21 protein-coding genes are annotated in these 24,385 nt (G+C 72.1%); 15 read left to right on the top strand and 6 right to left on the bottom strand.

From position 1 onward, the window contains the following. Nucleotides 1–71 precede the first annotated feature (71 nt). From HNR40_RS21950 to HNR40_RS21940, 3 genes are read right to left on the bottom strand one after another with little or no spacing between them, the layout of a single operon-like run. Complete coding sequence (locus HNR40_RS21950; protein ID WP_184964109.1) at nt 72–1,100, bottom strand: LacI family DNA-binding transcriptional regulator; 1,029 nt, start codon at nt 1,098–1,100, stop codon at nt 72–74. Further along, nucleotides 1,097–2,257 carry an MFS transporter gene (locus HNR40_RS21945; protein ID WP_184964107.1) on the bottom strand — a complete coding sequence of 387 codons (1,161 nt, stop codon included), beginning with the start codon at nt 2,255–2,257 and terminating at the stop codon, nt 1,097–1,099. Before HNR40_RS21945 ends, HNR40_RS21950 begins: the two co-directional genes overlap by 4 nt. Then, the gene (locus HNR40_RS21940) at nt 2,254–3,150 is read right to left on the bottom strand and encodes an ABC transporter substrate-binding protein (RefSeq protein ID WP_221340633.1); all 897 of its coding nucleotides are present in this window, start codon (nt 3,148–3,150) and stop codon (nt 2,254–2,256) included. Before HNR40_RS21940 ends, HNR40_RS21945 begins: the two co-directional genes overlap by 4 nt. A 63-nt stretch (nt 3,151–3,213) precedes the next feature. On the opposite strand from HNR40_RS21940, the gene HNR40_RS21935 reads away from it, so the two are divergent. Genes HNR40_RS21935 through HNR40_RS21925 form a run of 3 tightly spaced genes read left to right on the top strand, consistent with a single transcriptional unit; the run spans nt 3,214 to nt 6,786 of the window. After that, a complete protein-coding gene (locus tag HNR40_RS21935; protein ID WP_184964103.1) occupies nt 3,214–4,122 on the top strand; it encodes an NAD(P)-dependent oxidoreductase in 909 nt (302 codons plus the stop codon). Further along, nucleotides 4,115–5,353, top strand: a complete 1,239-nt coding sequence (locus HNR40_RS21930) for a M24 family metallopeptidase (protein ID WP_184964101.1) — start codon at nt 4,115–4,117, stop codon at nt 5,351–5,353. Before HNR40_RS21935 ends, HNR40_RS21930 begins: the two co-directional genes overlap by 8 nt. Before the next feature lie 14 nt (nt 5,354–5,367). Continuing rightward, a complete protein-coding gene (locus HNR40_RS21925; protein ID WP_184964100.1) occupies nt 5,368–6,786 on the top strand; it encodes an NAD-dependent succinate-semialdehyde dehydrogenase in 1,419 nt (472 codons plus the stop codon). On the opposite strand, the gene HNR40_RS21920 is transcribed toward HNR40_RS21925, so the two are convergent. Then, nucleotides 6,776–7,267 (bottom strand): VOC family protein, encoded by a 492-nt coding sequence (locus tag HNR40_RS21920; protein ID WP_184964098.1) that lies wholly within the window; start codon nt 7,265–7,267, stop codon nt 6,776–6,778. The genes HNR40_RS21925 and HNR40_RS21920 overlap by 11 nt on opposite strands. Nucleotides 7,268–7,312: 45 nt before the next feature. Here HNR40_RS21920 and HNR40_RS21915 point away from each other — a divergent pair, with 45 nt between their 5' ends. From HNR40_RS21915 to HNR40_RS21860, 12 genes are all read left to right on the top strand, one after another. After that, nucleotides 7,313–9,484 carry an alpha-ketoacid dehydrogenase subunit alpha/beta gene (locus HNR40_RS21915; RefSeq protein WP_184964096.1) on the top strand — a complete coding sequence of 724 codons (2,172 nt, stop codon included), beginning with the start codon at nt 7,313–7,315 and terminating at the stop codon, nt 9,482–9,484. Between the two features lie 5 nt (nt 9,485–9,489). Next, complete coding sequence (locus HNR40_RS21910) at nt 9,490–10,752, top strand: dihydrolipoamide acetyltransferase family protein (RefSeq protein WP_184964093.1); 1,263 nt, start codon at nt 9,490–9,492, stop codon at nt 10,750–10,752. Between the two features lie 65 nt (nt 10,753–10,817). Continuing rightward, the gene (locus HNR40_RS21905; protein WP_184964091.1) at nt 10,818–11,330 is read left to right on the top strand and encodes a flavin reductase family protein; all 513 of its coding nucleotides are present in this window, start codon (nt 10,818–10,820) and stop codon (nt 11,328–11,330) included. Nucleotides 11,331–11,344: 14 nt separating this feature from the next. Next, nucleotides 11,345–12,403: an LLM class flavin-dependent oxidoreductase gene (locus tag HNR40_RS21900; protein WP_184964089.1), complete on the top strand. Its 1,059-nt coding sequence runs from the start codon at nt 11,345–11,347 to the stop codon at nt 12,401–12,403. Between the two features lie 13 nt (nt 12,404–12,416). Beyond that, nucleotides 12,417–12,926, top strand: a complete 510-nt coding sequence (locus tag HNR40_RS21895; protein ID WP_221340632.1) for a DoxX family protein — start codon at nt 12,417–12,419, stop codon at nt 12,924–12,926. Next, on the top strand, nt 12,923–13,768 hold the full coding sequence (locus tag HNR40_RS54820; RefSeq protein WP_184964085.1) for an ABC transporter permease: 846 nt from the start codon (nt 12,923–12,925) through the stop codon (nt 13,766–13,768). Before HNR40_RS21895 ends, HNR40_RS54820 begins: the two co-directional genes overlap by 4 nt. After that, on the top strand, nt 13,765–14,565 hold the full coding sequence (locus tag HNR40_RS21885) for an ABC transporter permease (protein ID WP_184964083.1): 801 nt from the start codon (nt 13,765–13,767) through the stop codon (nt 14,563–14,565). The genes HNR40_RS54820 and HNR40_RS21885 overlap by 4 nt, the downstream gene beginning before the upstream one ends. Beyond that, on the top strand, nt 14,562–15,320 hold the full coding sequence (locus HNR40_RS21880) for an ABC transporter ATP-binding protein (protein ID WP_184964081.1): 759 nt from the start codon (nt 14,562–14,564) through the stop codon (nt 15,318–15,320). Before HNR40_RS21885 ends, HNR40_RS21880 begins: the two co-directional genes overlap by 4 nt. 9 nt (nt 15,321–15,329) lie before the next feature. Next, the gene (locus HNR40_RS21875; protein ID WP_184964079.1) at nt 15,330–16,286 is read left to right on the top strand and encodes an ABC transporter substrate-binding protein; all 957 of its coding nucleotides are present in this window, start codon (nt 15,330–15,332) and stop codon (nt 16,284–16,286) included. 39 nt (nt 16,287–16,325) lie between these two features. Next, on the top strand, nt 16,326–16,745 hold the full coding sequence (locus tag HNR40_RS21870) for an ester cyclase (protein WP_184964077.1): 420 nt from the start codon (nt 16,326–16,328) through the stop codon (nt 16,743–16,745). Beyond that, a complete protein-coding gene (locus HNR40_RS21865; RefSeq protein ID WP_184964075.1) occupies nt 16,742–17,434 on the top strand; it encodes a Crp/Fnr family transcriptional regulator in 693 nt (230 codons plus the stop codon). Before HNR40_RS21870 ends, HNR40_RS21865 begins: the two co-directional genes overlap by 4 nt. A gap of 113 nt (nt 17,435–17,547) precedes the next feature. After that, complete coding sequence (locus HNR40_RS21860; RefSeq protein WP_184964073.1) at nt 17,548–17,856, top strand: hypothetical protein; 309 nt, start codon at nt 17,548–17,550, stop codon at nt 17,854–17,856. Here the strand turns inward: HNR40_RS21860 and HNR40_RS21855 are convergent. Then, nucleotides 17,816–18,376: a TetR/AcrR family transcriptional regulator gene (locus tag HNR40_RS21855; protein WP_184964071.1), complete on the bottom strand. Its 561-nt coding sequence runs from the start codon at nt 18,374–18,376 to the stop codon at nt 17,816–17,818. The genes HNR40_RS21860 and HNR40_RS21855 overlap by 41 nt on opposite strands. Before the next feature lie 9 nt (nt 18,377–18,385). Further along, nucleotides 18,386–24,181 (bottom strand): pullulanase-type alpha-1,6-glucosidase, encoded by a 5,796-nt coding sequence (gene pulA, locus HNR40_RS21850; protein ID WP_221340631.1) that lies wholly within the window; start codon nt 24,179–24,181, stop codon nt 18,386–18,388. Nucleotides 24,182–24,385 lie beyond the last annotated feature (204 nt).

Genomic DNA, 24,385 nt, shown 5'->3' with positions numbered 1-24,385 from the left:
TACTAAGTGTGATTTGTCGTGCACGCCGAAGAGACGAAAGGTTTGCGCGATCCATACGGTAAAAGACCGGTTCAGCGGGGCGCCGTCGAACCCCTGACGACCAGCGAGACCGGCAGCAGCATCGACCGGGCGGGCCGCTCGGGATCCTCGATGCCGTCGAGCAGCATGCGCGCCGCCTCCACCCCGACGTCGTGGTGGGGCACGTGCACGGTGGTCAGCGGCGGGCGCAGCTTGTCCAGGAACGGCATGTCGTTGAAGCCCACCACGCTGATGTCGCCCGGGCAGTCGATGCCGCGCTCGCCGAAGACGTCGTAGCAGCCCAGCGCGATCAGGTCGTTGCCCGCCACCACCGCCGTGACATCCGTCCGCGCGTCCAGCAGCGAGCGCGCCGCGCTCGCCCCCGCCTCCTCGCTCCACTGCGCGCACTCCACGACGAGCCCCGGCTCGTCGGACAGTCCCAGATCCCGTACGGCATGCCGGAACGCCCGAGCCCTGGCCGCCCCCGTCGAGGTCGTCTGCGGCCCGGCGAGGTGGGCGATGCGGGTGTGCCCGAGCCCGGCCAGATGGGCGACGGCCGCGCTCACCCCGGCCGCGTCGTCGGCCGTCACGCACGGCACGTCGATGCCCTCGACCCGCCGGTTGACCAGCACGAGCGGCACCCCGGCCGCGTGCAGCTCGGCCAGCAGCGGGTGCTCCAGCCGCGCGGTCGCCACGATCAGTCCCTCGACCTGCCGCGAGCGCAGCGACTCGATGAGCTTGCGCTCGCGCTGCGGGTCGTTGTCGGTGTTGACGATCCAGCCGCTGTAGCCGCCGGCCTCCAGCGCGCTCTCGATGCCGCGCACGATCGGCGGGAACAGAGGGTTGGTGATGTCGGGGATGACCAGGCCGACCGTGCGCGAGCGGGAGGTGCGCAGGCTGAGCGCGATCGGGTTGGGCTGGTAGCCGAGGTCCTTGGCGGCCTTGCGCACCCGGCGCACGGTGTCGGCGCCGACCTGGTTCTGCGTCCTGGGGTTCAGGGCGCGGGAGACGGTCGTGGTGTGGACGCCGACGGCCTCGGCGATGTCGCGCAGCGTCGGAGCGGATGGCCGGTTGGCTTTCATCGGCCGGGCTCTCCTTCTGGTCGGATCCATCGTTTGCGTCCCAGGGCCCCGAAGAGGCCGAGCGGGGCGGCCAGCGCCGCTGCCCAGCCGAAGATCTGAGCATACCGTTGCTGCTCGGCCAGACCGGCGACCAGGACGGCCGCCACCGCGCTGCCCAGGAACAGGGAGCCGGCGAACGCCGACACCACGGTGGCCCTGGCCGCCGGCAGCACCTCGGTGGCCCAGGTCTGCAGCGAGGAGTGCATGGCGGCCCACGCCGCGCCGAGCAGGGTGGCTCCGGCGAGCGCGGCGGCCGGCGATCTGGACAGCGCCACCAGCGCGCAGGCGGCCACGGCGGCGGCGGCGCCGTACGCGATGAGCCGCCAGGCGTGCACGCGGCGCGAGAGGAAGCCGACGAGCTGCGAGAACGCCAGGACCGCGATGCCATAGGCGGCGGTGACCGCGCCCGCGACGGCCGCGCTCACGCCCGCCGCCTCGACCGCGGCGGGCAGCAGCGTCAGCACGCCGATGAGCACGCCGCCCTCGACGAACGCCAGCGCGAGCACGAGCAGCGCGGGCCGCGAGCGGGAGACGGCGGCCAGCGGGGCGACGAGGCCGAGGTGGGCGCGCGGGCGCGGGGGAGCGGGCAGGCGGGCCAGCGCCCATGCCAGGGCCAGCGCGGCCAGGCCGGTCGCGGCGAAGGCGATGCGCCACGTGGAGTACTGGACCAGCACGCCCGCGGCCGTCGAGGCCACCGCGGTGCCCACGGCCACGCCCGCCATCAGGTTCGTGATCTCCCGCTGGCGGCGCTGGGCCGGGACGGTGTCGCCCAGGTAGACGAGGCTGCCGGGGATCGCCGCGGCGAAACAGGCCCCCGCGAGACCGCGGGTCAGGGCCAGCGCGAGCGCCGAGTCGGTGAAGGCCGAGGCGATCGTGCTCACCGCGCCGAGCGCGAGCGCCACCCGCATGGTCCTGACCAGCCCCGCCCGGTCGGAGACCATCCCCCAGACCGGCTGCATGATCCCGTACGCCAGCACGTAGGCGCCGACCGCGTGCACGACCTGCGACAGCGGCAGCCCGAGCTGGGCGGCCATCGAGACCATCATCGGCGGCATGGCGAAGCGGTCGAGCGTGCTGACGAAGGGGACGGCCAGGAGCAGTCGGGGGGCGGGGGTCATACCTCGATCAGACCACGCGCCGGATCGAGCGCGCCGTCCAGCCCCTCGTCGGGCAGATGGCGCAGCCGGAGGCCGAGCACGGTGCGCAGCGCGCCCAGGTCGACGCCGCCGCCGGGGATCAGCCCGTCGAGCGGGTCCTTGAGCCGCCGGAGGTAGCGGCGGGCCAGCGGTTCGGTCAGGCCGAGCGCCGCGCCGGCCTCTTCGAGCACCAGCGTGTCGGCCGTCCCGGCCAGGATGCGGTCGCAGGTCTCGCGCAGCGCCTCGGCCAGCGCCCGCGCCGCCGCGAGGTCCGGGCCCTTGGCGGCGAGCACGGTTCCCAGGTACGGCCCGCAGACTTCGGCCAGCCCGGCCAGCCGTACCATGCCACGGTCCTCGGCGATCAGCTCGTTGCCCGCGTTGAGCATCGTGACGTCGCACCGCCCGGCCAGCAGCGCCTCCAGGCGGCGGGGGGTGGAGCCCATGGCCTCGACCTGGTATTCGCGCAGGCCCACGTGCTCCATCAGCGTGTAGAGCCCGAAGGCGAACCCCGAGCCGGGCACGTCGACGCCGGCGGTCACCGGGCTGGACGGCGTGGGCAGGCGGAGGGCCGGATGGGCGTACAGGCCCAGGCCCAGGCCGCGGTCGACCGCCGACACGATGCGCACGTCGGCCGTCTCGCCGAGCGGGTTGCCGGGCGTGAAGCGGTACGCGAGCACGTTGTCCGGGCTGGTCAGCACCGCGTCCACCCGGCCGTCCAGCAGCGCGCGGAACTGCGCGGGCGAGGAGGCGACCGGCTCCTCCGCCACCGTCAGGCCGTGTCTGTCCAGCAGGCCGAGGCGGCGGCACACCCGCAGCGGCACTGACGGGCTGAAGGCTCCTAACGTCAGCGAAGTCGATTGCTTGGCTCTTGACATGTTGGGGAATATACTCCCATGCTGCTGGCAACGCAATCGATTGCGTAACGATGGGGAGGCACGATGAGAGTCGGCTGGATCGGCACCGGCCGTATGGGATACGCCATGGCCGCACGCCTGGCGGAGCCCGGCACGGACCTGGCCGTCTGGAACCGCACCCGCGCCAAGGCCGAGCCGCTCACCGGGCTCGGCGCCACGGTGGCGTCCTCGATCGCGGAGCTGCGCGATCGCGAGGTGGTGTTCACGATGCTGTCCACCTCCGAGGACCTCGCCGAGGTGCTGGGCGAGCTGCTCGGCGGCGAGCGGGCGCCCGGCCTGGTCGTGGACTGCTCCACCGTCTCCGCGCAGGCCTCATCGCAGGCCAGGCTGGCCTGCTCCGAGCGCGGCGCGGCCTTCCTGGCGGCTCCGGTGAGCGGCAACGCGAAGGTGGCCGCCTCGGGCGGGCTGAGCCTGGTGGTCTCCGGGCCGCGCGAGGACTACGACCGGGTGGAGCCGCTGCTGGCCCGCCTGGGAAAGGCGGTCACCTACGCCGGAGAGGGCGAGACCGCCCGGCTGGTGAAGATCGCGCACAACCTCATGCTCGGCGTGGTCACCCAGTGCCTGGCGGAGATCACCGTGCTGGCCGAGAAGGGCGGCGTGCCCCGCCACGCCTTCCTGGAGTTCCTCAACAACAGCGTCATGGGCTCGGTGTTCACCCGCTACAAGTCGCCCGCCTTCGTCAACCTCGACTACACCCCGACCTTCACCCCCGTGCTGCTGCGCAAGGACTTCGACCTGGGCCTGGAGGCCGCCCGCGAGCTCGACGTGCCCATGCCGCTGGCCGCGCTCACCGCCCAGTTCGTGCAGGCCAGCGTCAGCAGCGGCCGGGTGGACGAGGACTTCGCGATCCTGCTCGACCTGCAGGCCGCCGCGTCCGGCCTGGAGTTGAAGCCGGAGAGCGTGCCCGTGGACGACGGGCTCGGCCATGCCTGAGGACGCGCGGCCGCTGCCCGCCCCCGGACACATGGCGGTCGACTTCGAGCAGCGCCTGGACTTCGACCGCTTACGCGCCTACCGGCTGGAACGGGCCCGCGCGGCCCTGGAGGCCAGCGAGTGCGGCGCTTTCCTGCTGTTCGACTTCTACAACATCCGCTACGTCACCCAGACCTGGATCGGCGGCGCGCTCGGGGACAAGATGACCCGCTACGCGCTGCTGACCAGGGACAAGCCGCCGATGCTCTGGGACTTCGGCTCGGCCGCCCGCCACCACCGCCTGTTCAGCCCGTGGCTGGACCCGGCCGACTGCCACGCCGGGATGCTGGGCCTGCGCGGCGCGATCGCGCCCAGCGCCGGGCTGATGAGGGAGGCGGTCACCCAGCTCAAGGACCTGCTGGACGACCCCTCGGCCCCGGTCGGCGTGGACCTCGTGGAGCCGCCGTTCCTGTTCGAGATGGAGCGTCAGGGTCTTCGGGTGCGCGACGCCCAGCAGCACATGCTGGACGCCCGCGAGATCAAGTCCGCCGACGAGATCACGCTGCTCAACCAGGCCGCCGCCATGGTGGACGGCGTCTACCACGACGTCGTCCAGGCGCTCAGGCCCGGCGTGCGCGAGAACGACATCGTCGCCCTGGTCGCCAAACGCCTCTACGAGATGGGCTCCGACCAGGTCGAGGCGGTCAACGCGGTCAGCGGCGAGCGCTGCAACCCGCACCCGCACAACTTCTCCGACCGCCTCATCCGCCCCGGCGACCAGGCCTTCTTCGACATCATCCACTCCTTCAACGGCTACCGGACCTGCTACTACCGCACCTTCGGCGTCGGCAGCGCCACCGCCGCCCAGCGCGCCGCCTACGCCAGGGCCCGCGAGTGGATGGACGCCGCCATCGCCGCGGTCAAGCCGGGCGCGGGCACCGACCAGATCGCCGCGCTCTGGCCCAGGGCCGAGGAGTTCGGCTTCGAGAACGAGATGGCCGCCTTCGGCCTGCAGTTCGGCCACGGCCTGGGCCTGGGCCTGCACGAACGGCCGATCATCTCGCGGCTCAACAGCATGCGCGAGCCGGTCGAGCTGCGTCCCGGCATGGTCTTCGCGCTGGAGACGTACTGCCCGGCGAGCGACGGCTTCTCCGCCGCCCGCATCGAGGAGGAGGTCGTCGTCACCGAGGACGGCGCCCGCCTGCTCACGCTCTTCCCCGCGCAGGACCTCGTCATCGCCAACCCGTACTGAACCGGGAGGTTCCCATGCTTCACATCGGGGGTCGATCAGCGCCCGCCGCCGACGGCGGCCGGTTCGACGTCACAGATCCCGCCACGGGCGAGGTGATCGCGTCGGTGGCCGACGCCACTCCGGCCGACGCGCTCGCCGCCGTCTCCGCCGCCGCCGACGCGGCCGAGTCCTGGTCGGCCACCACGCCGCGCTACCGCTCCGAGGTCCTGCGCCAGGCGTTCGAGCTCATGGGACAGCAGGCCGAGGACCTGGCCACGCTGATCTCCCGGGAGAACGGCAAGGCCCTGCCCGACGCCCACGCCGAGGTGGCCTACGCCGCCGAGTTCTTCCGCTGGTACGCCGAGGAGGCCGTGCGCGCGAGCGGCGAGGTGATGACCGCGCCGTCCGGGGGCAACCGCATCCTGGTGCTGCGCCGCCCGGTCGGCGTCTGCGTCCTGGTCACCCCGTGGAACTTCCCCGCCGCCATGGCCACCCGCAAGATCGGCCCGGCGCTCGCCGCCGGGTGCACGGTCGTGCTCAAGCCCGCCAGCGACACCCCGCTCACCGCGCTGGCCCTGGCCAGGCTGCTTGAGGAGGCGGGCGTGCCGCCCGGCGTGGTCAACGTGGTGCCCGCCCGCCGCTCCGGCGAGGTCGTCGCGACCATGCTGCGCGACTCCCGCGTGCGCAAGCTCTCCTTCACCGGCTCCACCGAGGTCGGCCGCCTGCTGCTGCACGAGGCCGCGGGCCGGGTGGTCAACAGCTCGATGGAGCTCGGCGGCAACGCCCCCTTCCTCGTCTTCGCCGACGCCGACCTGGACGCCGCGGTCGGGGGCGCGATGATCGCCAAGATGCGCAACGCCGGAGAGGCGTGCACGGCGGCCAACCGCTTCTACGTCGAGGAGCCGGTCGCCGAGGAGTTCGCCCGCCGCCTGGCCGCCCGGATGTCGGCATTGCGCCTCGGGCCCGGCACGGACCCCGGCGCCGAGGTCGGCCCGCTGGTCAACCAGGAGGCCGTGGACAAGGTGGACGGCCTGGTCAGGGAGGCGCTGGCGGGCGGTGCGAAGGCCCTCTCCGGCGGCGCGCGGCCGGACCGTCCCGGCTTCTTCTACGAGCCGACCGTGCTGACGGGTGTACGCCCGGACGCGCCGATCCTGCGCGAGGAGATCTTCGGCCCGGTCGCCCCGATCGTGGCCTTCTCCGGGGAGGAGGAGGCGCTGCGGCTGGCCAACGACACCGAGTACGGGCTGGTCGCCTACGTCTACACCGGCGACCTGGCCCGCGGGCTGCGGATCGGCGAGCGGATCGAGGCCGGGATGATCGGACTCAACCGGGGGCTGGTCAGCGACCCGGCCGCGCCGTTCGGGGGGATGAAGCAGAGCGGCGTCGGCCGGGAGGGCGGCCACGAGGGACTGCTGGACTACCTGGAGACCCAGTATGTGGCGGTCAGCTGGTGACGCCCCGGTCGAACGCCTTGCCGTCCGGGTAGGAGACGAGCTCGAACTGCATGCCCCACGGGGACAGGAAGTAGATCCAGCGCTGGCCCTCGCTGGGGCCCCTGCTGGCGGTCGGGCCGCTGTGCACGGTCAGGCCGCGCTCCTTGAGGTAGGCGACGGCGGCGTCGATGTCGTCGACGTACAGGGCGATGTGGTGGCCGCCGACGTCGCTGTTGCGGGGCTGGGTCTTGCTCTGGTCGGGGGCCTCGTACTGGAAGACCTCGAAGACGGCCTGGCCGCCGCAGCGGAAGAAGTGCAGCTCGCGCATGACCGCGCGGGGGTGCACGTTGAGGTGGTCGGCCATCCAGTCGTCGGCGTGCTCGTAGGGGCCGAGCTTGTACATGAACTCGCAGCCCAGCACGTCCACGAGGAACGCCCTGGCCTCGTCGATGTCGGGGACGGTGAAGCCGATGTGGTCGAGCCTTGCCAGTCCGGGGAGCATCGTGACCCTTTCCGTCGCGGGACGCAATCGATTGCGGAGACTAACATGAGCGAACACCACAGACTAGAACCCGTCGTCCCCTGGATCGAGGTCGTCGCCACCGAGGCCGACTGGGACGCCGCGGAACCCTCCCTGCTGACCACCATGTACGGCCAGCTCGTCCTCATCCGCGCCTTCGAGGAGCAGGTGCTGGAACTGGCCAAGGCCGGACTGGTCCACGGCCCCGCCCACGCCAGCGTCGGGCAGGAGGGCGGGGCGGTCGGCTCGGTCCTCGCCCTGGCCCCCGGCGACACGGTCAACGGCTCCCACCGCGGACACCACCAGTTCCTGGCCAAGGCGCTGTGCCATGTGGAGCCCGAGGGACTCGACCCGCGGGTGGACCTCTCGCCGCGGGCGCGGGCCGTACTGCTGCGCAGCCTCGCGGAGATCTGCGGGCTGGAACGCGGCTTCAGCCATGGCCGGGGCGGCTCCATGCACCTGCAGTGGAACGAGGCCGGAGCCATCGGCACCAACGCGATCGTCGGCGGCGGGGTGCCGCTGGCCGCTGGCTCGGCGTGGGCGCACCGGCAGGCCGGCACCGACGCCGTGGCCGTCACCTACTTCGGCGACGGCGCGATCAACATCGGCTCGACGCTGGAGACGTTCAACCTGGCCGCCGCGTGGAAGCTGCCGCTGTGCTTCTTCGTCGAGAACAACCGCTACGCCGTCTCGACCGGGGTGGAGGAGGCCACCGGCGAGCCCCGGCTGTCGGCGCGCGGGCCCGGCTTCGGCATCGCCAGCTTCAAGGTGGACGGGATGGATCCGCTGGCCGTACACCAGACCATGCGCGAGGCCCTGGCCCTGCTGCGGTCCGGCCGCGGACCGGTCCTCATCGAGGCCGACGTCTACCGATTCTTCCACCAGAACGGTCCTTTTCCCGGCAGCGCGTTCGGCTACCGCACCAAGGAGGAGGAGCGGCAGTGGCGCGCCCGCGACCCGCTCGACCAGGTGGCGCGGCACCTGGAGCGCCGCGGACTGTTCACGCTCGCGGAGCTGGAGAAGGCCCGTGCCGCTGCCACGGCGCTCATGGCCGGGATCGCGGACACGCTGCTGGAGCCGGACCCGGGCCGCCCTGGAGCGGGCGGGCAGGTGGTGCGGCGGATCAAGCCCGCCGAGTGGCCGAGCCCGTCGTTCGCCGACGTGGGCGTCAGAGGTGATCTGGGCGAGTTCGGCGACGCCCGGTTCACCTTCGAGGGCACGCTGACCGAGCAGAAGTTCATCGACGCGGTGGCCGCCGTCATGGCCAGGCGCATGGAGACCGACCCCGGCGTGGTGGTGCTGGGCGAGGACGTGCACCGCCTCGGCGGCGGCACCAACGGCGCCACCCGAGGGCTCAAGGAACGGTTCCCCGACCGCGTGCTCGGCACCCCGATCAGCGAGAACGCCTTCTCCGGCCTCGGCGGCGGCATCGCCCTGGACGGCCGCTTCCGCCCCGTGGTCGAGTTCATGTACGCCGACTTCATGTGGGTCGCCGCCGACCAGCTCTTCAACCAGATCGGCAAGGCCAGGCACATGTTCGGCGGCGAAGGACCGGTGCCGCTCGTGCTGCGCAGCAAGGTCGCGATGGGCACCGGGTACGGCTCGCAGCACTCCATGGACCCGGCCGGGATCTTCGCCACCGCCCCCGGCTGGCGCATCGCCGCCCCCTCCACCCCCTACGACTACGTCGGCCTGATGAACAGCGCCCTGCGCTGCCAGGACCCCGTCCTCGTGCTGGAACACGTGGACCTCTACGGCACCGTCGGCGACGGGCCCGTGGGCGACCTCGACTACTGCCTGCCCGTCGGCAGGGCCGCCGTCCGCCGTACCGGGGGCGCCGTCACCGTGCTCACCTACCTCGCGATGACCCGCCTGGTGCTGGAGGTGGCCGACGAGGCGGACGCGGAGGTGATCGACCTGCGCTGGCTGGACCGGGCCGGCCTCGACTGGGACACCGTCGGGGCCAGCGTCCGCAAGACCGGCGCGGTGCTGATCGCCGAGCAGGGGGCGCTCGGCACCTCCTACGGCGGCTGGCTGGCCGACGAGATCCAGCGGCGCTACTTCGACTGGCTCGACCAGCCCGTACGGCGGGTGACCGGCGGAGAAGCCTCGCCCAGCATCAGCAAGGTGCTCGAACGCGCCGCCATCGCCGGGGCCGCCGAGGTGTCCGCGGCGCTGACCGAGATGACGAGGAGCTGACAGCCATGGCCAGAGTCCTGCGCATGCCCGAGGTGGCGGCGGGCGCGATCCAGGCGATCCTGCAGGGGTGGTCGGTCGCGGCCGGCGCCCCGTTCGGGAAGGGGGAGGTGATCGCCACCGTCGAGACGGACAAGGCGGTGGTGGAGGTGGAGGCCGAGGAGGCGGGGGTCCTGCTGCGCACGCTGGTCGAGGACGGGGCCACGGTGGAGGTGGGAGCGCCGATAGCGGTCCTGGGCACCCCCGGCGAGCCCCCCGACACGCCGGTCCCGGACATCCCAGAAGCCCAGAACATCCGGGAGGCCCTCAAAAGCCCGAAGGTCCCTGACGTGCCGGTTCGTGCCCTTCCTGATGACCCGCCTGCCGCCAGTGAGCCGCCCGTCACCGGTCCGGCGGGCGCGGGCCGTACCAGAGAGCGGGTCTTCACCAGCCCGCTGGCCAGACGCCTGGCCAAGGAGGCGGGGCTGCGGGTGGAGGACATCCCCGGCTCCGGGCCCAATGGCCGCGTCGTCCGCAGGGACGTGGAAGCGGTCGTCGCCGCCTCGGTGAAGGTCACACAGACGCCCGGCTACACCGAGGTCACACCGACGCCCGGCTACACCGAGGTCCCGCACACGCCGATGCGCCGGGCCATCGCCGCCAGGCTCACCGAGAGCAAACGCACCGCCCCCCACTTCTACGTGCGCGGCACCGCCAGAGCCGACGCCCTGCTGGCGATGCGCGCCCAGCTCAACCAGGGCGGCGGCCCGCGCGTCTCGGTCAACGACCTGATCGTCAAGGCCGCCGCGCACGCCCACGTCCGGGTCCCCGCGATGAACGTCACCTGGACCGACACCGCCGTCCGCGCCCACACCCAGGTCGACATCGCGGTGGCCGTCGCCACCCCGGGCGGCCTGCTCACGCCCGTCCTGCGCGCCGTCGAGCGCGCGCCCGTCTCCCTGGTCGCCACCACCCTGCGCGAGTACGGCGAGCGCGCCCGCACCGGCCGCCTGCGCCAGGACGAGCTGGAGGGCGGCACGCTCACGGTCACGAACCTGGGCATGCACGGCACGGAGGAGTTCGCCGCGATCGTCAACCCGCCGCAGGCCGCGATCCTGGCCGTCGGCGCGGCCAGGCAGGCGCCGGTGGTCCAGGACGGCGCGGTCGTGGCGGCCACGGTCCTGTCGGTGACGCTGTCGGTGGACCACCGTCCGGTGGACGGCGTGGTGGCCGCCGAGTGGCTGCGCGTCTTCCTGTCGCTGCTGGAGAATCCGCTCGCGATCCTGGCCTGACCAGCGGTTGTTGCATGTTCCACATCCGCTGGCCCGCGTTGGCGCAGGTCACGCAGGATGGCCGCATGAGCCTCACCGACGACGCCGCGGCGGTGCCCGCGCAGCTGTTCAAGACCCTGGCGGGCTCGCTGCCGACCGGGGTCACGGTGGTGACGAGCCTGGCCGGAACCGGTCGCCCGGCGGGCCTGACGTCGGGGGCGGTGTGCGCGCTGTCGGCCGATCCGCCGCTGATGCTCGTGTGCATCGGCCGCGGCTCGCGCACGCTGACGGCGATCGAAAGCTCCGGCGCCTTCTGCGTGAACGTCCTGGACGCCGGCTCGGCCTCGTTGTCGGAGCGCTTCGCCGGCGGCGGGGACGGCAAGTTCGACGGCATCGCCTGGCGGCCGGGGCGCCACGGCGTGCCGGTGCTCACGCAGGGCACCGTCGCCCACGCGATCTGCGAGGTGCTGGAGACCGTCAGCGGCGGAGATCACCTCATCGTCATCGGCCTCGTCGTCGAGGGCGCCCGCGAGCGGGAGGCCGCCCCGCTGCTCTACCACCGCCGCCGCTACGCCGGATTCCCGGCCCAGCGAGCATGAAGGAGGAACCCCGGATGCGCTTCTCCATCTACCTGAACGCCCAGACCCGCGGCCCGCACGAGGACGTCGGCATCATCGAGACCCTCACCCGCCAGGCACTTGAGGCCACCCGGGCCGGCGTCCAGGGCATCGTGCTCACCGAGCACCACTTCTCCGGCTACAACACCTACGGCGACAACTTCATGTACGCCGCCCACCTGGCCGCCCTCGCGCCCACCGGCACCAGGTTCTCGCTGGCCGTGGCGGTGCCGCCGCTGCACAACCCGATGCGGCTGGCCGAGCGCTGCAACCTGCTGGACATCCTCACCGGCGGCGAGCTGATCGTGGGGTTCGCCGCCGGCGGCTCGCCGCTGGAGTACGCCGGCATGGGCCGCGACCCCTCCCAGCGCCACGCCCAGATGATGCACAACCTGGAGATCCTCGAAGCCGCCCTGGCCAAGCGGCCCGACGATCCGCCCCTGGAGTGGGAGACCGCGTTCGAGCGCGGCACCCTGCACACCCGCATCATGCCCGCCGCCCATCACCGCGCCGCCCCCGCCTTCGCCCGCGCCACCCAGAGCGACTCCGGCGCAGAATGGACCGGCCGCAAGGGCTGGTACCTGTTCACCGCCCGGGAGAAACCACAGCCGCTGACCGCCCGCTGGCGCGTCTACGAGCAGGCGCTGCGCGACGGCGGCCTCGGCGAGGAGGACGTCCAGGACCGGCTCGACTGGAGCATGGTCCAGAAGCAGGTCTACGTGGCCGACACCGACGAGCAGGCCGACCGGGAGATCCGCGAGCGGCTCGTGCTCATGGCCGAGCACCAGCGGCGCAGCTTCGGCATGGTCAAGGACGTGCGCGACGCCGCCCATCTCAAGAGCGTCGTCGGCGTCTCGCCGCAAAACCCCGACGAGTTCGTCGACCACGCCATGCTCATCGGCCACCCCGGGTCGGTGTCCGAGCAGATCAGGGAGTACGAGGCGGCCGGGGTCCGGCACATGGCGCTGCTGTTCAACTACGGGTTCATGCCCCCCGAGGTCTCCGACCGGTCGCTGCGCCTGTTCCTCGACCAGGTACTTCCCGCCTTCAGCTGAACGGAGCACGGTGATGGACATCGGGTTGCTGATCCTCCGCCTCGCGGTCGGCCTGGTCATGGCCTACCACGGCACGGAGAAGCTGTTCGGCTGGTGGGGCGCCGACGGGCTGAAGGGCGCCGCCGCGTTCTTCGGCCGCATGGGCTACCGGCCGCCGCTGCTGATGGCGGCGGTGGCCGGTCTGGCCGAGACCGCCGGCGGGCTGCTGCTGGCCGCCGGGGCGCTGACGCCGCTCGCGGTGCTGATGCTGGCCGGCACGTTCGCCAACATCGTCATCCTGCACCTGCCGAACGGGCTCTCGCGCCGCCGCAACGGCTTCGAGTACGAGCTGGTGCTGCTCGCGGCCACCTGCTGCCTCGCCTTCACCGGGCCGGGCGCGCTGGCCGTGGACGCGCTGCTGGGGCTCTCGCTGGCCGGCGCCACCTGGGGCGCGGCGCTCGTGGGCGCCGGACTGCTGGCGGGGGTGGTCGTCTCGGCCAGCCGTACCAGGAAGGTCTCCGCTGGACCGGCGGGGGCGCCGTGAACGCGCCCGTCACCACCACGGGCGTGCGCGCCGAGCCGCGCCGCCCCGGCGTGCGCCGCCGCACCTCCCCGCGCGGCGCGCTGGCCGCCTTTCTCAGGGGTACGGCCGGCGCCGCGCTGCTGACCCTGGCCTTCGAGGTGTTCGCCCGGCTGGAACTGGTCGATCCGAGGCTGCTGCCGCCCGCCGGGGTGATCCTGGGCGAGGCGCTGCGGCTGCTGGTGGATCCGGCGTTCCTGGTGGAGGTGTGGGCCACGCTCGTGGCGGTGCTCGGCGGCGTGGCGCTGGCGGCGGCGATCGCGGTGCCGCTCGGCGTGCTCATCGGCTCCTACCGGCTGGCCGCGCTGGGGCTGACGCCGATCATCGACTCGCTGCGTTCGGTGCCGGGAATCGCGATCATCCCGCTGCTGGTCCTGGTGATGGGCCAGGGGGTGTCGATGAAGGTGACGATCGTGGCGTTCGTGGCGGTGTGGCCGCTGTTGTTCAACACCGTCTACGGCGTGCGCGGCGTGGATCCGGTCGCGATGGAGACCGCCCGCGCCTTCCGGGTGCCGGTGCACCGTACCTGGTGGCGGGTGGTGCTGCCGAGCGCGCTGCCGCTCGTGCTCACCGGGCTGCGGCTGGCGCTGGCCACCGGGCTGACCGTGGGCATCGCCGCCGAGATCGCGGTGGGCACGCGGGACGGGGTCGGCTACTTCATCCTGCGCGCCAGCTATGCCGGGTTCCACGCCGACACCGTGTTCGCCGCGGTGACGCTCGCCGGGGTGCTCGGCTACCTGATGAACGGGATCACCGTCGCGCTGACGAACCGCCTGGTGGTCTGGGACGGAAAGGGGCCTTCGTGAGCGCCGCGCACGCCCCGGCCGGCAGGAGGGCGGGCGGGCTGGCCCAGGGGTTGCTCGCCCGGCTCGGGCCCGTGGTGCTGGCCGTGCTGCTCTGGCAGTGGGCCGCGCTGGCCGCCGGTTCGCCGTTCTTCCCGCCGCCGGGGCGGATCGCCGGGCGGGTGGCCGAGCTGTGGTTCAGCGAGCCGCTGCTGACCGAGCGGTTCTGGCAGGACGCCGGGCCCAGCGTGCTCAGGGCGCTGACCGGCTGGCTGGCCGGGGCCGCGCTCGGGGTGGTCGTCGGGCTGGCCGCCGGGCTGTGGAAGGCCGCGGCCGGATACGTCGATCCGCCGGTCAACTTCCTGCGTTCGCTGCCCAAGCCGGCGATCGTCCCGGTGTTCCTGCTGGTCTTCGGCTCCGGCGACCTCATGCGGATCGGGCTGATCACCTTCGGCTGTGTGTGGCCGGTGCTGCTCAACACCATGCAGGGGGTGCGGTCGGTGGACCCCATGTACCTGGAGACCGCCCGCGCCTTCCACATCCCGCCCCGCACCCAGCTCCTGCGGGTGGTGATCCCGGCCGCGCTGCCGAAGATCTTCGCGGGCATGCGGGTGACGTTGTCGCTCTCGCTCATCCTCATGGTGCTGTCGGAGTGGCTGCTGGCCGACCACGGGCTCGGCCACTTCCTCATCACCGCCCAGCGCACCTTCGAGATCCTCGACGTCTGGGCGGCGATCGTCCTGCTCGGCCTGCTCGGATACCTGCTCAACGTGCTCTTCCTCGCCGCCGAGCGGCGCGTTCTAAGGAGTCGCCCCTCATGACCGCACTCCAGGTGAGCAACCTGTCCAAAAGCTACGGGGAGGGGAACCCGGCGCTGCACAATCTCTCCTTCGAGGTGCGGGAGGGCGAGCTGCTGTCGATCGTCGGTCCGTCCGGGTGCGGCAAGACGACGCTGCTCAAGTGCGTGGCCGGGCTCGTCCCGGCCACGCGCGGCGAGGTGCGGGTGCACGGCGAGGAGGTGAGCGGCGTCCCGGAGGGCCTGGCCGTGGTCTTCCAGGACTACGGGCGCTCGCTGTTCCCGTGGATGAAGGTGGGGCAGAACGTCGAGTTCCCGCTGGAGACGCTGCGGCTGCCGAAGGCCGAGCGCCAGGAGCGGGTGGAACGCTCGCTGGCCGCGGTCGGGCTGGAGGGCAAGCACGAGCGTTACCCCTGGCAGCTGTCCGGCGGCATGCAGCAGCGCGTCGCCATCGCCCGCGCGCTGGCCTACCGGCCGAAGGTGCTGCTGATGGACGAGCCGTTCGCCTCCGTCGACGCCCAGACCCGTTCGGGCCTGGAGGACCTGACCCGCCGGGTCCATCTGGAGTTCGGGATGACGATCCTGTTCGTCACCCACGACATCGACGAGTCGGTCTATCTGGCCGACCGGCTCGTCGTCCTGCGCAGGTCGCCGGGGAGCGTGCTGGCCGAGCTCGTCATCGAGCTGCCTCGCGTACGCGATCAGATCGTCACCAAGTCGCTGCCGGCGTTCGTGCGCCAGCGCAGCGTCGTGGCCCAGCACATCAAGGACGCGTCCTGAGGAGAGCCCGTGAAACGCACCATCGTCATCTGCGTGGCAGCCTTGCTCGTCGCCGGTTGCGGGGGCGGGCCGGCGCCGGCCTCCTCGGCCGGCCCCATCTCGATCACCATCAGCAATCCGGCCAACGTCAGCAACGTTCCGCTGCACCTGGCCATGGACAAGGGCTTCTTCGCCGCGGAGGGCCTGACCGTCAAGGCCGACGTGGACCTCGGCTCGGGCAGCACCGTCGAGGCGGTCGTCGGCGGCCAGGTGGACATGGCCTGGGCCAACGTGGTGAGCGGGCTCAGCGCGTACTCCAAGGGCCTCGGCGTGAAGCTCGTCGCCCTGACCGACACCGCGGTCACCGGGTCGCAGCAGGTGCTCGTGGGCAAGGGCTCACGCGCCCGGACCCTGGCCGACCTGAAGGGGCAGAAGCTGGCCGTGCTGTCGCCGAGCACGATCTGCATTCTCAACGTGCGCTCCGCGCTCAAGGCCCAGGGGCTGCCCGCGGACACGATCGCGTTCACGCCGGTGGCGCCGCCGGAGCACGCGAACGTGCTGGAGTCGGGAGAGGTGGCCGCGACCTGCACGAGCGACCCGTTCAGGACCCTCATGATCGACCAGCTCGGGGCCAGGTCGGTCTTCGACACCTCCTCGGGGGAGCTGGAGGGGTACGCGGTGGGCGGCTACCTGGTCTCCGACAAGTACGCGGCGGCCAACGGCAGGGCGCTGGCCGGGTTCCAGCGGGCGCTGCTCAAGGCGACCGCGTACGCCAACGCCCATCCGGACGAGGTGAAGGCGGCGCTGCCGAAGTTCACCACGATCGAGGCGGCGGTGGCGAACAAGGTCATCGTCAACAAGTACCTGGAGACGGCGGACGTCGCCACGCTGCGTCCGCAGGTGCAGCGCATCGCCGACGCGATGCGGACATACGGCCTGGCCGAAAACCCCATCGACGTGTCCGGATATTTCCTGACCAGTCCGTGAGACGCTGGATTCAGGTGAGCCTGTGAGAGGAGCACTCCGTTGCTGGCAGACCCCGCCGCGCAGGCGTACACCCAGGAGGAGTTGCGCAACCTGGAGGTCGTCCGCGCCCTGCGCCGCGCCACGGTGGAGGGCCGGAAAGCCTACATGTCGCCCGGCGTCCGTATTCACCGGCGGGGCATGGCCCACCTGGCCGCGCGCTCCGGCGCCTCCTATACGCCGGAGGGCCTGCCCGACCGGGCCGACGAGATCCACGCGATGATCGCCAAGGGTGACCGGGTGTGGGCGGTGTGGACCATCCACGCCACCCACGACGGCCACTTGTTCGGCCAGGAGCCGACCGGGCGGCCGGTGGAGGTGCTGGAGGTCGGCATCTGGCGGCTGGCCGATGGCAAGGTGGTGGAGGCCTGGTTCCTGGCCGACGAGTACGCCCTGGCCCAGACCTTCGGACTGCTGCCGTGAACGGCGGGATCCCGCTGCTGGACGGGCTGGCGGAGGAGGTGGTGGCCGACTTCCTGTCGCTGGCGGAGCACGCCGCCTTCCCGCGCGGCGCCAGGCTCTTCACCGAAGGCGAGCCGGGTGACTGCGTCCTGGTCCTGCTGAGCGGCAAGGTGAAGGCGACCAGGCCCAGCCCCGAGGGCGGCGAGATCCTGCTGAACATGGCCGGGCCGGGGGAGCTCCTGGGCGAACTGCGCCTGTTCGACACGGCTCCGCGCCAGGCCACGGCCACCGCCGTCCAGGAGACGACCGCCTACCGCGCTCCGGTCAAGGAGATGTCGGACTGGATCGACCGGCATCCCGAGGCCGCCCGCCGGGTCATGGGATTGCTGGCCGCGCGCATCCGGCGGATGAACGACCGCATCGAGGACGCGGCGGGCGTGGACGTGGCCACCCGGGTGGCCAGGGTCCTGGTGGAGCAGGGGGCCCGCTTCGCCCGCCGTACCAGCGTGGGACTGCGCCTGACGCTGGACCTCAGCCAGGACGACCTCGCCCACCACGTACGGGCCTCGCGTGAACGCGTCAACCAGATCCTCGTCGACTTCACCCGCCGGGGCTGGATCACCAGGGACGGCGGCGACCTCCTCATCCTCGACGCCCCGCAGCTCACCCGGCGCGCCCGCCACCGCTCCCGCCGCCCGTCGCTGCCGTAGGGCGCCGCGTGTGACGGGACTCACGGGCGATCACCCGCCCGCCGCCCTCCCCGGTGTAGTAGACATGAGACATCTAGATCCATTCGTCTCAGCGTCTCGGTTGAGGAGGGTCGATGCGGACCCGGCGAGAGGAACTCCAGGCCGCCCTGGCCAGGGTCAGGGCGAGCGGCGATCCGGCGGTTCCCGAGGACGTGCTGAGCGATCTGGCGCGGCGGTGGTACGCCGCGCTCGGAGCCCGCATGGACGCCCTGCTCGAAGACGGCGCCCCGCCCGACGTCGTCCGGCGGGCCTACGACGAGCAGGCCCAGGCCGACCCCACGTGGCGCTGGGTCCTCGACGCCCACCGCGACCATCCGGCCGTGGCGCGGACCGAGGAATGGTTCATGCGGGTGACGCTGGGCGGCCAATCGCTGCCCATATGAACCGGGCGATCTCCGCGCTGCCGCCGAGCGAGGTGGTCGGGTGCGCGATCAGGCTGAGGATCACCCGGGTGGTGAACTCGACGGCCTGCTCGGGCGTGACCCGCAGCAGGTGGGCGTTGGGACCGGCGGCCAGGAACGGCGCCATCCCCTCGGTCAGGAACGTGATGAACGCCGTGTGCCCCGGCCGCTCGATGAGCATCGTGAACAGCTCCTCCGGCTCCTCCATGAGCATGCGCTGCAGCACGTCGTGGTTGCCGGTGAACTCCAGCGCGAACTCCACCGAACGGGCGATCTGCTCCTGGGGCGGCTCCTCGGCGGCGAAGATCTCCTGGATCTGCTCGATGAACCTGGCGCCCTCGTGGCGTACCACGAGTTCGCCCATCCGGTCCTTGGAGCCGAACGCGCGGTAGACGGTGGCCCGCGAGACTCCGGCTTTGGCGGCCACGTCGCTCAGGGAGGTCTTGCGGTAGCCGTAGGTGGCGATGCATTCCAGCGCCGCCTGAATGAGCCGGTGGTCCACAGGCGGATTCTAGGGGGCGCTCACGAAGACCGCGGCCGTCCGGCCCGGCACGGTGAGCGCGCCGGTGGCGGCGTCGAAGCGGGACTGCCCGGCCACCGGGTCGGCCTGCTCCGGGTGGAGCGTGGTCGCGGTGCCCTTCAGCTCCGCCACCGTCACGCTTCGCGGCCCGGGGGTGGCGTTGAAGACGACGGTGACCGCCGACCAGCGCGGGTCCAGGCCGGTGCCGTCCAGGCGCATGGCGATCACGCCGGGCGGCGCGGCCGGGAAGGAGACCCGCTCGCGCGTCCCCGCGCCCAGCGCGAACAGCGGGGACGAGCCCCGGATGCGCAGGAACTCCCCGAACCGCTCCCGCGCCGCGGAGATCGCCGCGCAGTCCGGCCGCAGCCCCGGATCGGCCAGCAGCGGCCGCGCGTAGGGCCACCCGGCCTCGTTGTCCGCCTTCGGCGGCAGCCCGGCGCCGAACCCGTTGCCCCGCGCGCAGTCCCAGTGCAGGCGGTTGAACCAGTCGCCGGAGTCGTAGGAGTTGCGGTCCAGCGACTTCGAGCGCAGCCGCTCGCTGCCTGCGTGCACGAACGCGGTCCCCTGGCCCAGCAGCGCGGTGGCCAGCGAGAGCGCCTGCATCCGGACCCGCGCCGCCATGTCCGTGGCGGGCGGGAGCTTGTAGGCGAGAGCATCGTAGAGCGTCTCGTTGTCATGCGCGTCCACATATGTCACGACATCGGAGGGGTGGGCGGCATATCCGGCTTTCTGGCCGTTGTAGGGCACGTCCGCGCCGGTACGGCCGTCGGGCAGCACGTAGTCGCGCAGGTTGCCGGTCAGCCCGAGCATGATGAGGTCCTGGTAGTGCGCCAGGCGCGCCGTCGCGTCTCCGTTGGCCGGGCTGCCGTTGAGGTCGCCGGCCAGGCCGGAGCCGAAGCCCTGGACGCGCGGGTCGGCGTCGAACGGCCCGCCGCCCCGAACCCCATCACGCAGCCGGTCGTTGAAGGTGCCGATCCCGGTCCCGGCCAGGTTGGCCTGCGTGGCCTGCTCGAAGCGGGCGTCGTCGGCCACCTCGCCGAAGTTCCAGCCTTCGCCGTACAGCAGGATGTCCTTGCCGTTGACCCCGTCCTCGGCGGGTGTCAGGGCGTCCAGGGCGCGGCGCACGGCCAGGATGTTGGCCTTCGGGTGGTGTCCCATGAGGTCGAAGCGGAAGCCGTCCACCTTGTAGTCGCGGGCCCAGGTGACGACCGAGTCGACCACGAGCCTGCCCATCATGGTGTGCTCGGGCGCGGTGTTCGGGCAGCACGTCGAGGTGGCGACGGCGCCGTCGGGCAGCAGCCGGTGGTAGTAGCCGGGCACGATCGTGTCCAGCACGTCCGTGGAGTGGGTGTGGTTGTAGACGACGTCCATGACCACGCGCAGCCCCGAACGGTTGAGCCCGGCCACCATGGAGCGGAACTCGCGGGTGCGCGCGTCGGGGTCGGTGGCGTACGAGCCCTCGGGCACCGTGTAGTGCAGCGGGTCGTAGCCCCAGTTGAAGCCGTCCTTGGCCGCGGTCTTCGCGACGCACTCCTGCTGCAGCGGCGAGTCCGGCGGCAACGCGGCCAGGTCGCAGGCCGGCTCGGTCCGGTCGGCCCGGCGTTCCGGCACGGTGGCCAGGTCGAAGACCGGCAGCAGGTGTACATGAGTCAGGCCGTCGCGGGCCAGGTCGCGCAGCGCCCGCATGCCCGCGCCGTCGCCGGTGAACGCCTGGTAGGTGCCGCGCCGGTCCTGCGGGACGGTGGCGTCGGAAGCTGAGAAGTCGCGTACGTGGAGCTCGTAGATGGTCTTGGCGGGTTTCGGCGGGGGCTTGGCGAGGTCCGTCCAGCCGGGCGGGCGCTGCGCGTCCAGGTCGGCGAGCCTGCTGCGCACGCCGTCGGCGGCCACCGCCAGGCTGTAGGGGTCGGTGACCTCGTTGGTGACGACCCGGCCGTGCGCGGGGGAGTGGACGGTGACGAGGTAGGTGTAGTCGCGGCCGCGCCAGGACCTGGGGACGCGCACGGACCACACGCCGGTCTTCGCGTCCCGCCGCATGGCGTGTTCCGTGTACGTCGCCGAGTCCTCGTCGTACAGGGCCAGGCGTACCCGCTGGGCCGTTGGGGCCCACAGGGCGAGGCGGTCGCCCGTGTAGCCGAGCGGCTCGTCGGTGGCGTACAGGTCGTCGAGCACGCCGGGCAACTGGACGCCGGTCGCGGTCAGCAGCCGGCCGCCCGCGTCGTGTTCCACCGCCGCCACCTGGCCGCGCAGCGCGTCGGGCACCAGGGCGGCGTCGCGCGGGTCCACCTTGAAGGCGGGCAGCGCCTTGAGGTGCGGCCACTTGGCCTTCTGCGCGTCGGTGAGCGTGCCGGGCAGCAGCCGGATGCGCCGCTTGACCGTGCCGGTCGTCGATTCGAGTGCCTTGACGGTGTCGGCGCCGGCCTGCCAGACGACGGTGTCGCGGGCGATCCAGTGGGCCCGCAGCTTCTTCAGGTCCACGTCGGCGCCGCCCGCCTGCTGCGGCAGCACGTACCCGTCGACGCCGGACAGCTTCCACGCCTCGTCGCCGTCCAGGCGCTGGTCGGTGGCCTGGTCCTTCTCCTCGCCCTTGTGCACGATGTAACTCAGTCCCTTCGCGCCGTCGGCCAGCGGCACCCTCCAGTACACACCGAAGGCGTCGCGGCCGGACGGAGGCAGCGGGGCGTTCCACTCCGTCGGGGTGGCCGCGCCGCCCCACACGTGCAGGCCCCAGCCGTCGTAGTTCCCGTCGGGCCGGTGGTAGTGCAGCACCGCGACGCCGTCCGCGGCCGCGCGGGTGGCGTGGACCTTGGCCTGCCCCGAGTTCACGTACGCCTCGGGGCCGGTGAACGACTGGTCGGGGCCCGGATCCTTCTCGTCGCCCTTGTGCACGATGAAGTCGACCGGCCGGTCGGGGGCCTTGAGCGGCACCTTCCAGAACACGCCGAAGGAGTCGGCGCCGTCCGGCGGTTTCGGGCTGGCCCAGTCGGTCGGCTCGGCCACCGCCTCGCCCCACAGATGCAGGCCCCAGCCGGTGTACGCGCCGTCGGTCCGCCGGTAACGCACGGTGGCGTAGCCCTGGGCGGCCTGGCGGGAGGCGTAGACCGGCTCCTTGCCCTGCACCAGCCAGACCTCGCCGGTGCGCGCCGGGCTGACCTCGCGGTCGCCCCCATCCTTTTCGTCGCCCTTGTGGGGGAGGAGGCCGACGCTGGTGGCGCCGGGCTTGAGCTTGATCCAGGCGAAGCGGCCGAACGTGTCCTCGCCCTGGAAGGCCACCGGAGTGCCCCACTCGGTGGGCCGCTCGACGTCGCCCCAGACGTGCAGGCCCCAGCCGTCGGGGTCCTGGCGCTGGTAGTGCACGACCAGCCAGTCGCGGGTGGCGGGCTCGCCGGGCTTCGGGTCGGGCCCCTTCCTGGCCTGGGCGGTGGCCGAGGCGTGCCGTCCCGCGGAATCCTTGACGACCGCCTTGTAGAGGATCGGGGTTCCGGCCGCGATCCCCCTCAGGTCATGAAATATCCGGTACGTACGGCCGGTGCCCGGGGCGTCATCGGTCCCCAGCACCCGCCACGGCCCGTCACCCGCCTTGGCCGCGAAGGTGACCTGGTCGAACCCGTCACCCGGGACCGTGGCCCGGATCTCGACCCGCTCGTCCTCGGGGGTGCCCCGGATCTCCTCACCGGGCAGTGTGAGCGAGATCCTCGGACCCTGGGGCGGGGTGGCTAGCTTGCCGCCCGCCCGGAAGACGACGGCGGACATCGGTGGCACGGTCACGTCGAGCGCGGCATCCACCCCAGAGGTCGGCGTCACCGCCGCAGTTGTCAGCGTGACCGCCCCAGAGGTGAGCGTCACCGACCCAGCCGTCGGCGTGGTCGCTCCAGCGGTCGGCGTGGTCGCTCCCGTGACCGAAGCGGCCTTCGCGCCTGCGGGGACGGTCATCCCGGAGCCCGGGTTGGTCTTCGTGCCGCTACTCGGCGGGGCGGCGGCGCCCGGGGTCGGTGAGGCGGCCGGGCCCGTGGACGGCGTAGTCGGTGCGCTGCTGGTGGTTGGTCGCGTGTTGGTGGATGGGGTGGGGGCAGGGCCGTACAGCTGGTGGAAGGGGGTGGAGCGGGAGTAGGTGGGGACGCGCGCGCTCACGGGTGTGGTGGCGTTGTTGATCGCGACCACGTACTCGACCTGCTGCCGGGCGTCGATGCGGGAGAACGCGTAGAGGCCCGCCTGGGACAGGCGCTCCACCTGGGCGCCGTCGGCCAGGGTGGGGTGGCGGTCGCGGAGGTCGGCCAGGGCGGCGATGTGGCGGTACAACGGGTGGGACGGGTCGTAGTTGTCCCTGGCGTGGGTGGCGTCGGTGCCGATCAGGTCGTCGTCGAGATAGTCGGGGGTGCGGGAGGCGAACAGCGAGGCGCGGGCGTCCTTGTCGCCTCCGGCCCCGGTGAAGCCCTGCTCGTCGCCGTAGTAGACGACGGGCTGGCCGCGGGTCAGGTACATGAGCTCGTGGGCCAGCTTGTCGCGCTGGAGGAGCTCGGCCGCCGGGGCGTCCTGGGCGAGGAAGTGCCCGATGCGGCCCATGTCGTGGTTGCCGAGGAAGGTCGGCAGGGAGGCGGCGTTGGAGTCGGCGTCGAGGTGGTGGTCGTCGGCCGCGTACAGGGTGGAGAGCTTGGCGGCGCCGCCCTTGCCGCCCGCGTACGAGCGGGCGGCGTCCTGGAAGGGGAAGTCGAGGGTGGCGTCCATGCCGCCGCGGGTGGAGTAGCGGCTGGTGAAGGCGGGGTCGGAGCTGAACACCTCGCCGAACACGAAGAACCGGCCCCGGTTGACCGCGGGGGAGAAGCGCTCCCAGAACTCCATATTCACGTGCTTGGCGGTGTCGATGCGGAAGCCGTCGACGCCGGTCTCCTTCACCCACGTGCGGTAGATGTCGATCATGCCCTGGACGACCTCCGGACGTTCGGTCCACAGGTCGTCGAGACCGAAGAAGTCGCCGTACTCGGAGCTTTCGCCGGTGAAGGTGGAGTCGCCGCGGTTGTGGTACATCGTCGGGTCGTTGAGCCAGCCCGGCGTCTTGGCGGTGCGCGAGCCCACGGGCGTGTAGGGGAACGACTCGGTGTCCACCTTGGGGAAGGTGCCGCGGCCCGCGTGGTCGCGGTCGTCGAAGGGCATGCCTTCGGTGTCGACGTACGGGTATGCGCCCTTCGAGCGGTACGCGCGTGAGCCCTCGGCGTAGTCGACGACGTCGGCGGTGTGGTTGGTGATGATGTCGAAGAACACCTTCATGCCGCGCCGGTGGGCCAGCTTGACCAGCTGTTTCATCTCCGCGTTGGTGCCCAGGTGGGGGTCGATGCGGGTGAAGTCGGTGATCCAGTAGCCGTGGTATCCGGCCGAGTCCTGCTGGACGGGGCGGTTCTTGAAGGCGGGGGTGATCCAGAGGGCCGTGGTCCCGAGCCCCTGGATGTAGTCGAGCTTGTCGATCAGGCCCCTGAGGTCGCCGCCCTGGTAGTAGCCCTTGTCGGCCGGATCGAAACCGGTGCTCTGCCGGTCGCCCTGGAGGCCGCCGCGGTCGTTGGCCCGGTCGCCGTTGGCGAAACGGTCGGTCATGGCGAAGTAGAAGCGCTCGCGTGACAACTCGTTCCGTATGGCGTCCCTGGCCAGGGCCTCGTCTCCCGGTTGCGCCCGGTCGCTGAGCGGGGTCGTCACGGGTGCGCCTGTCGGCGCGGCCGTACCTCTGCCGGCTGGTACGGCGAGCAGCGCGGCGGCCAGGACGAGGGCGGTGAGCGTGCGTAAGGCGGGGCGGGAGCTCACAGGCACTCCAGGAGAAATGTAGGACGTTGCCCGGAACGTACGCGTTTGCGGAAGACCTTGCAATGCCTTGCAGAGGATTGCAGCAAAACCGCCGAAGATCGGGGCCTCAGATGTAACAAGTTTGCAGACCTTGCAGAAAGTTCTTCCGGATTTGGTCATGCGAGCGTAACGTCCCGGTTGCTTGACCCCGGTTTCGAGTACTTG

The organism is Nonomuraea endophytica (assembly GCF_014203235.1).
In the GTDB taxonomy this organism is placed as follows: domain Bacteria; phylum Actinomycetota; class Actinomycetes; order Streptosporangiales; family Streptosporangiaceae; genus Nonomuraea; species Nonomuraea endophytica.
Note: the sequence above shows the minus strand (reverse complement) of the source record. Positions and strands in the feature narration are given on the sequence as shown.

Coding starts and splice junctions, on each gene's coding strand:
- HNR40_RS21950 (WP_184964109.1), bottom strand. CDS start 1,100: ATGAAAGCCAACCGGCCATCCGCTCCGACGCTGCGCGACATCGCCGAG.
- HNR40_RS21945 (WP_184964107.1), bottom strand. CDS start 2,257: ATGACCCCCGCCCCCCGACTGCTCCTGGCCGTCCCCTTCGTCAGCACG.
- HNR40_RS21940 (WP_221340633.1), bottom strand. CDS start 3,150: ATGTCAAGAGCCAAGCAATCGACTTCGCTGACGTTAGGAGCCTTCAGC.
- HNR40_RS21935 (WP_184964103.1), top strand. CDS start 3,214: ATGAGAGTCGGCTGGATCGGCACCGGCCGTATGGGATACGCCATGGCC.
- HNR40_RS21930 (WP_184964101.1), top strand. CDS start 4,115: ATGCCTGAGGACGCGCGGCCGCTGCCCGCCCCCGGACACATGGCGGTC.
- HNR40_RS21925 (WP_184964100.1), top strand. CDS start 5,368: ATGCTTCACATCGGGGGTCGATCAGCGCCCGCCGCCGACGGCGGCCGG.
- HNR40_RS21920 (WP_184964098.1), bottom strand. CDS start 7,267: ATGCTCCCCGGACTGGCAAGGCTCGACCACATCGGCTTCACCGTCCCC.
- HNR40_RS21915 (WP_184964096.1), top strand. CDS start 7,313: ATGAGCGAACACCACAGACTAGAACCCGTCGTCCCCTGGATCGAGGTC.
- HNR40_RS21910 (WP_184964093.1), top strand. CDS start 9,490: ATGGCCAGAGTCCTGCGCATGCCCGAGGTGGCGGCGGGCGCGATCCAG.
- HNR40_RS21905 (WP_184964091.1), top strand. CDS start 10,818: ATGAGCCTCACCGACGACGCCGCGGCGGTGCCCGCGCAGCTGTTCAAG.
- HNR40_RS21900 (WP_184964089.1), top strand. CDS start 11,345: ATGCGCTTCTCCATCTACCTGAACGCCCAGACCCGCGGCCCGCACGAG.
- HNR40_RS21895 (WP_221340632.1), top strand. CDS start 12,417: ATGGACATCGGGTTGCTGATCCTCCGCCTCGCGGTCGGCCTGGTCATG.
- HNR40_RS21880 (WP_184964081.1), top strand. CDS start 14,562: ATGACCGCACTCCAGGTGAGCAACCTGTCCAAAAGCTACGGGGAGGGG.
- HNR40_RS21860 (WP_184964073.1), top strand. CDS start 17,548: ATGCGGACCCGGCGAGAGGAACTCCAGGCCGCCCTGGCCAGGGTCAGG.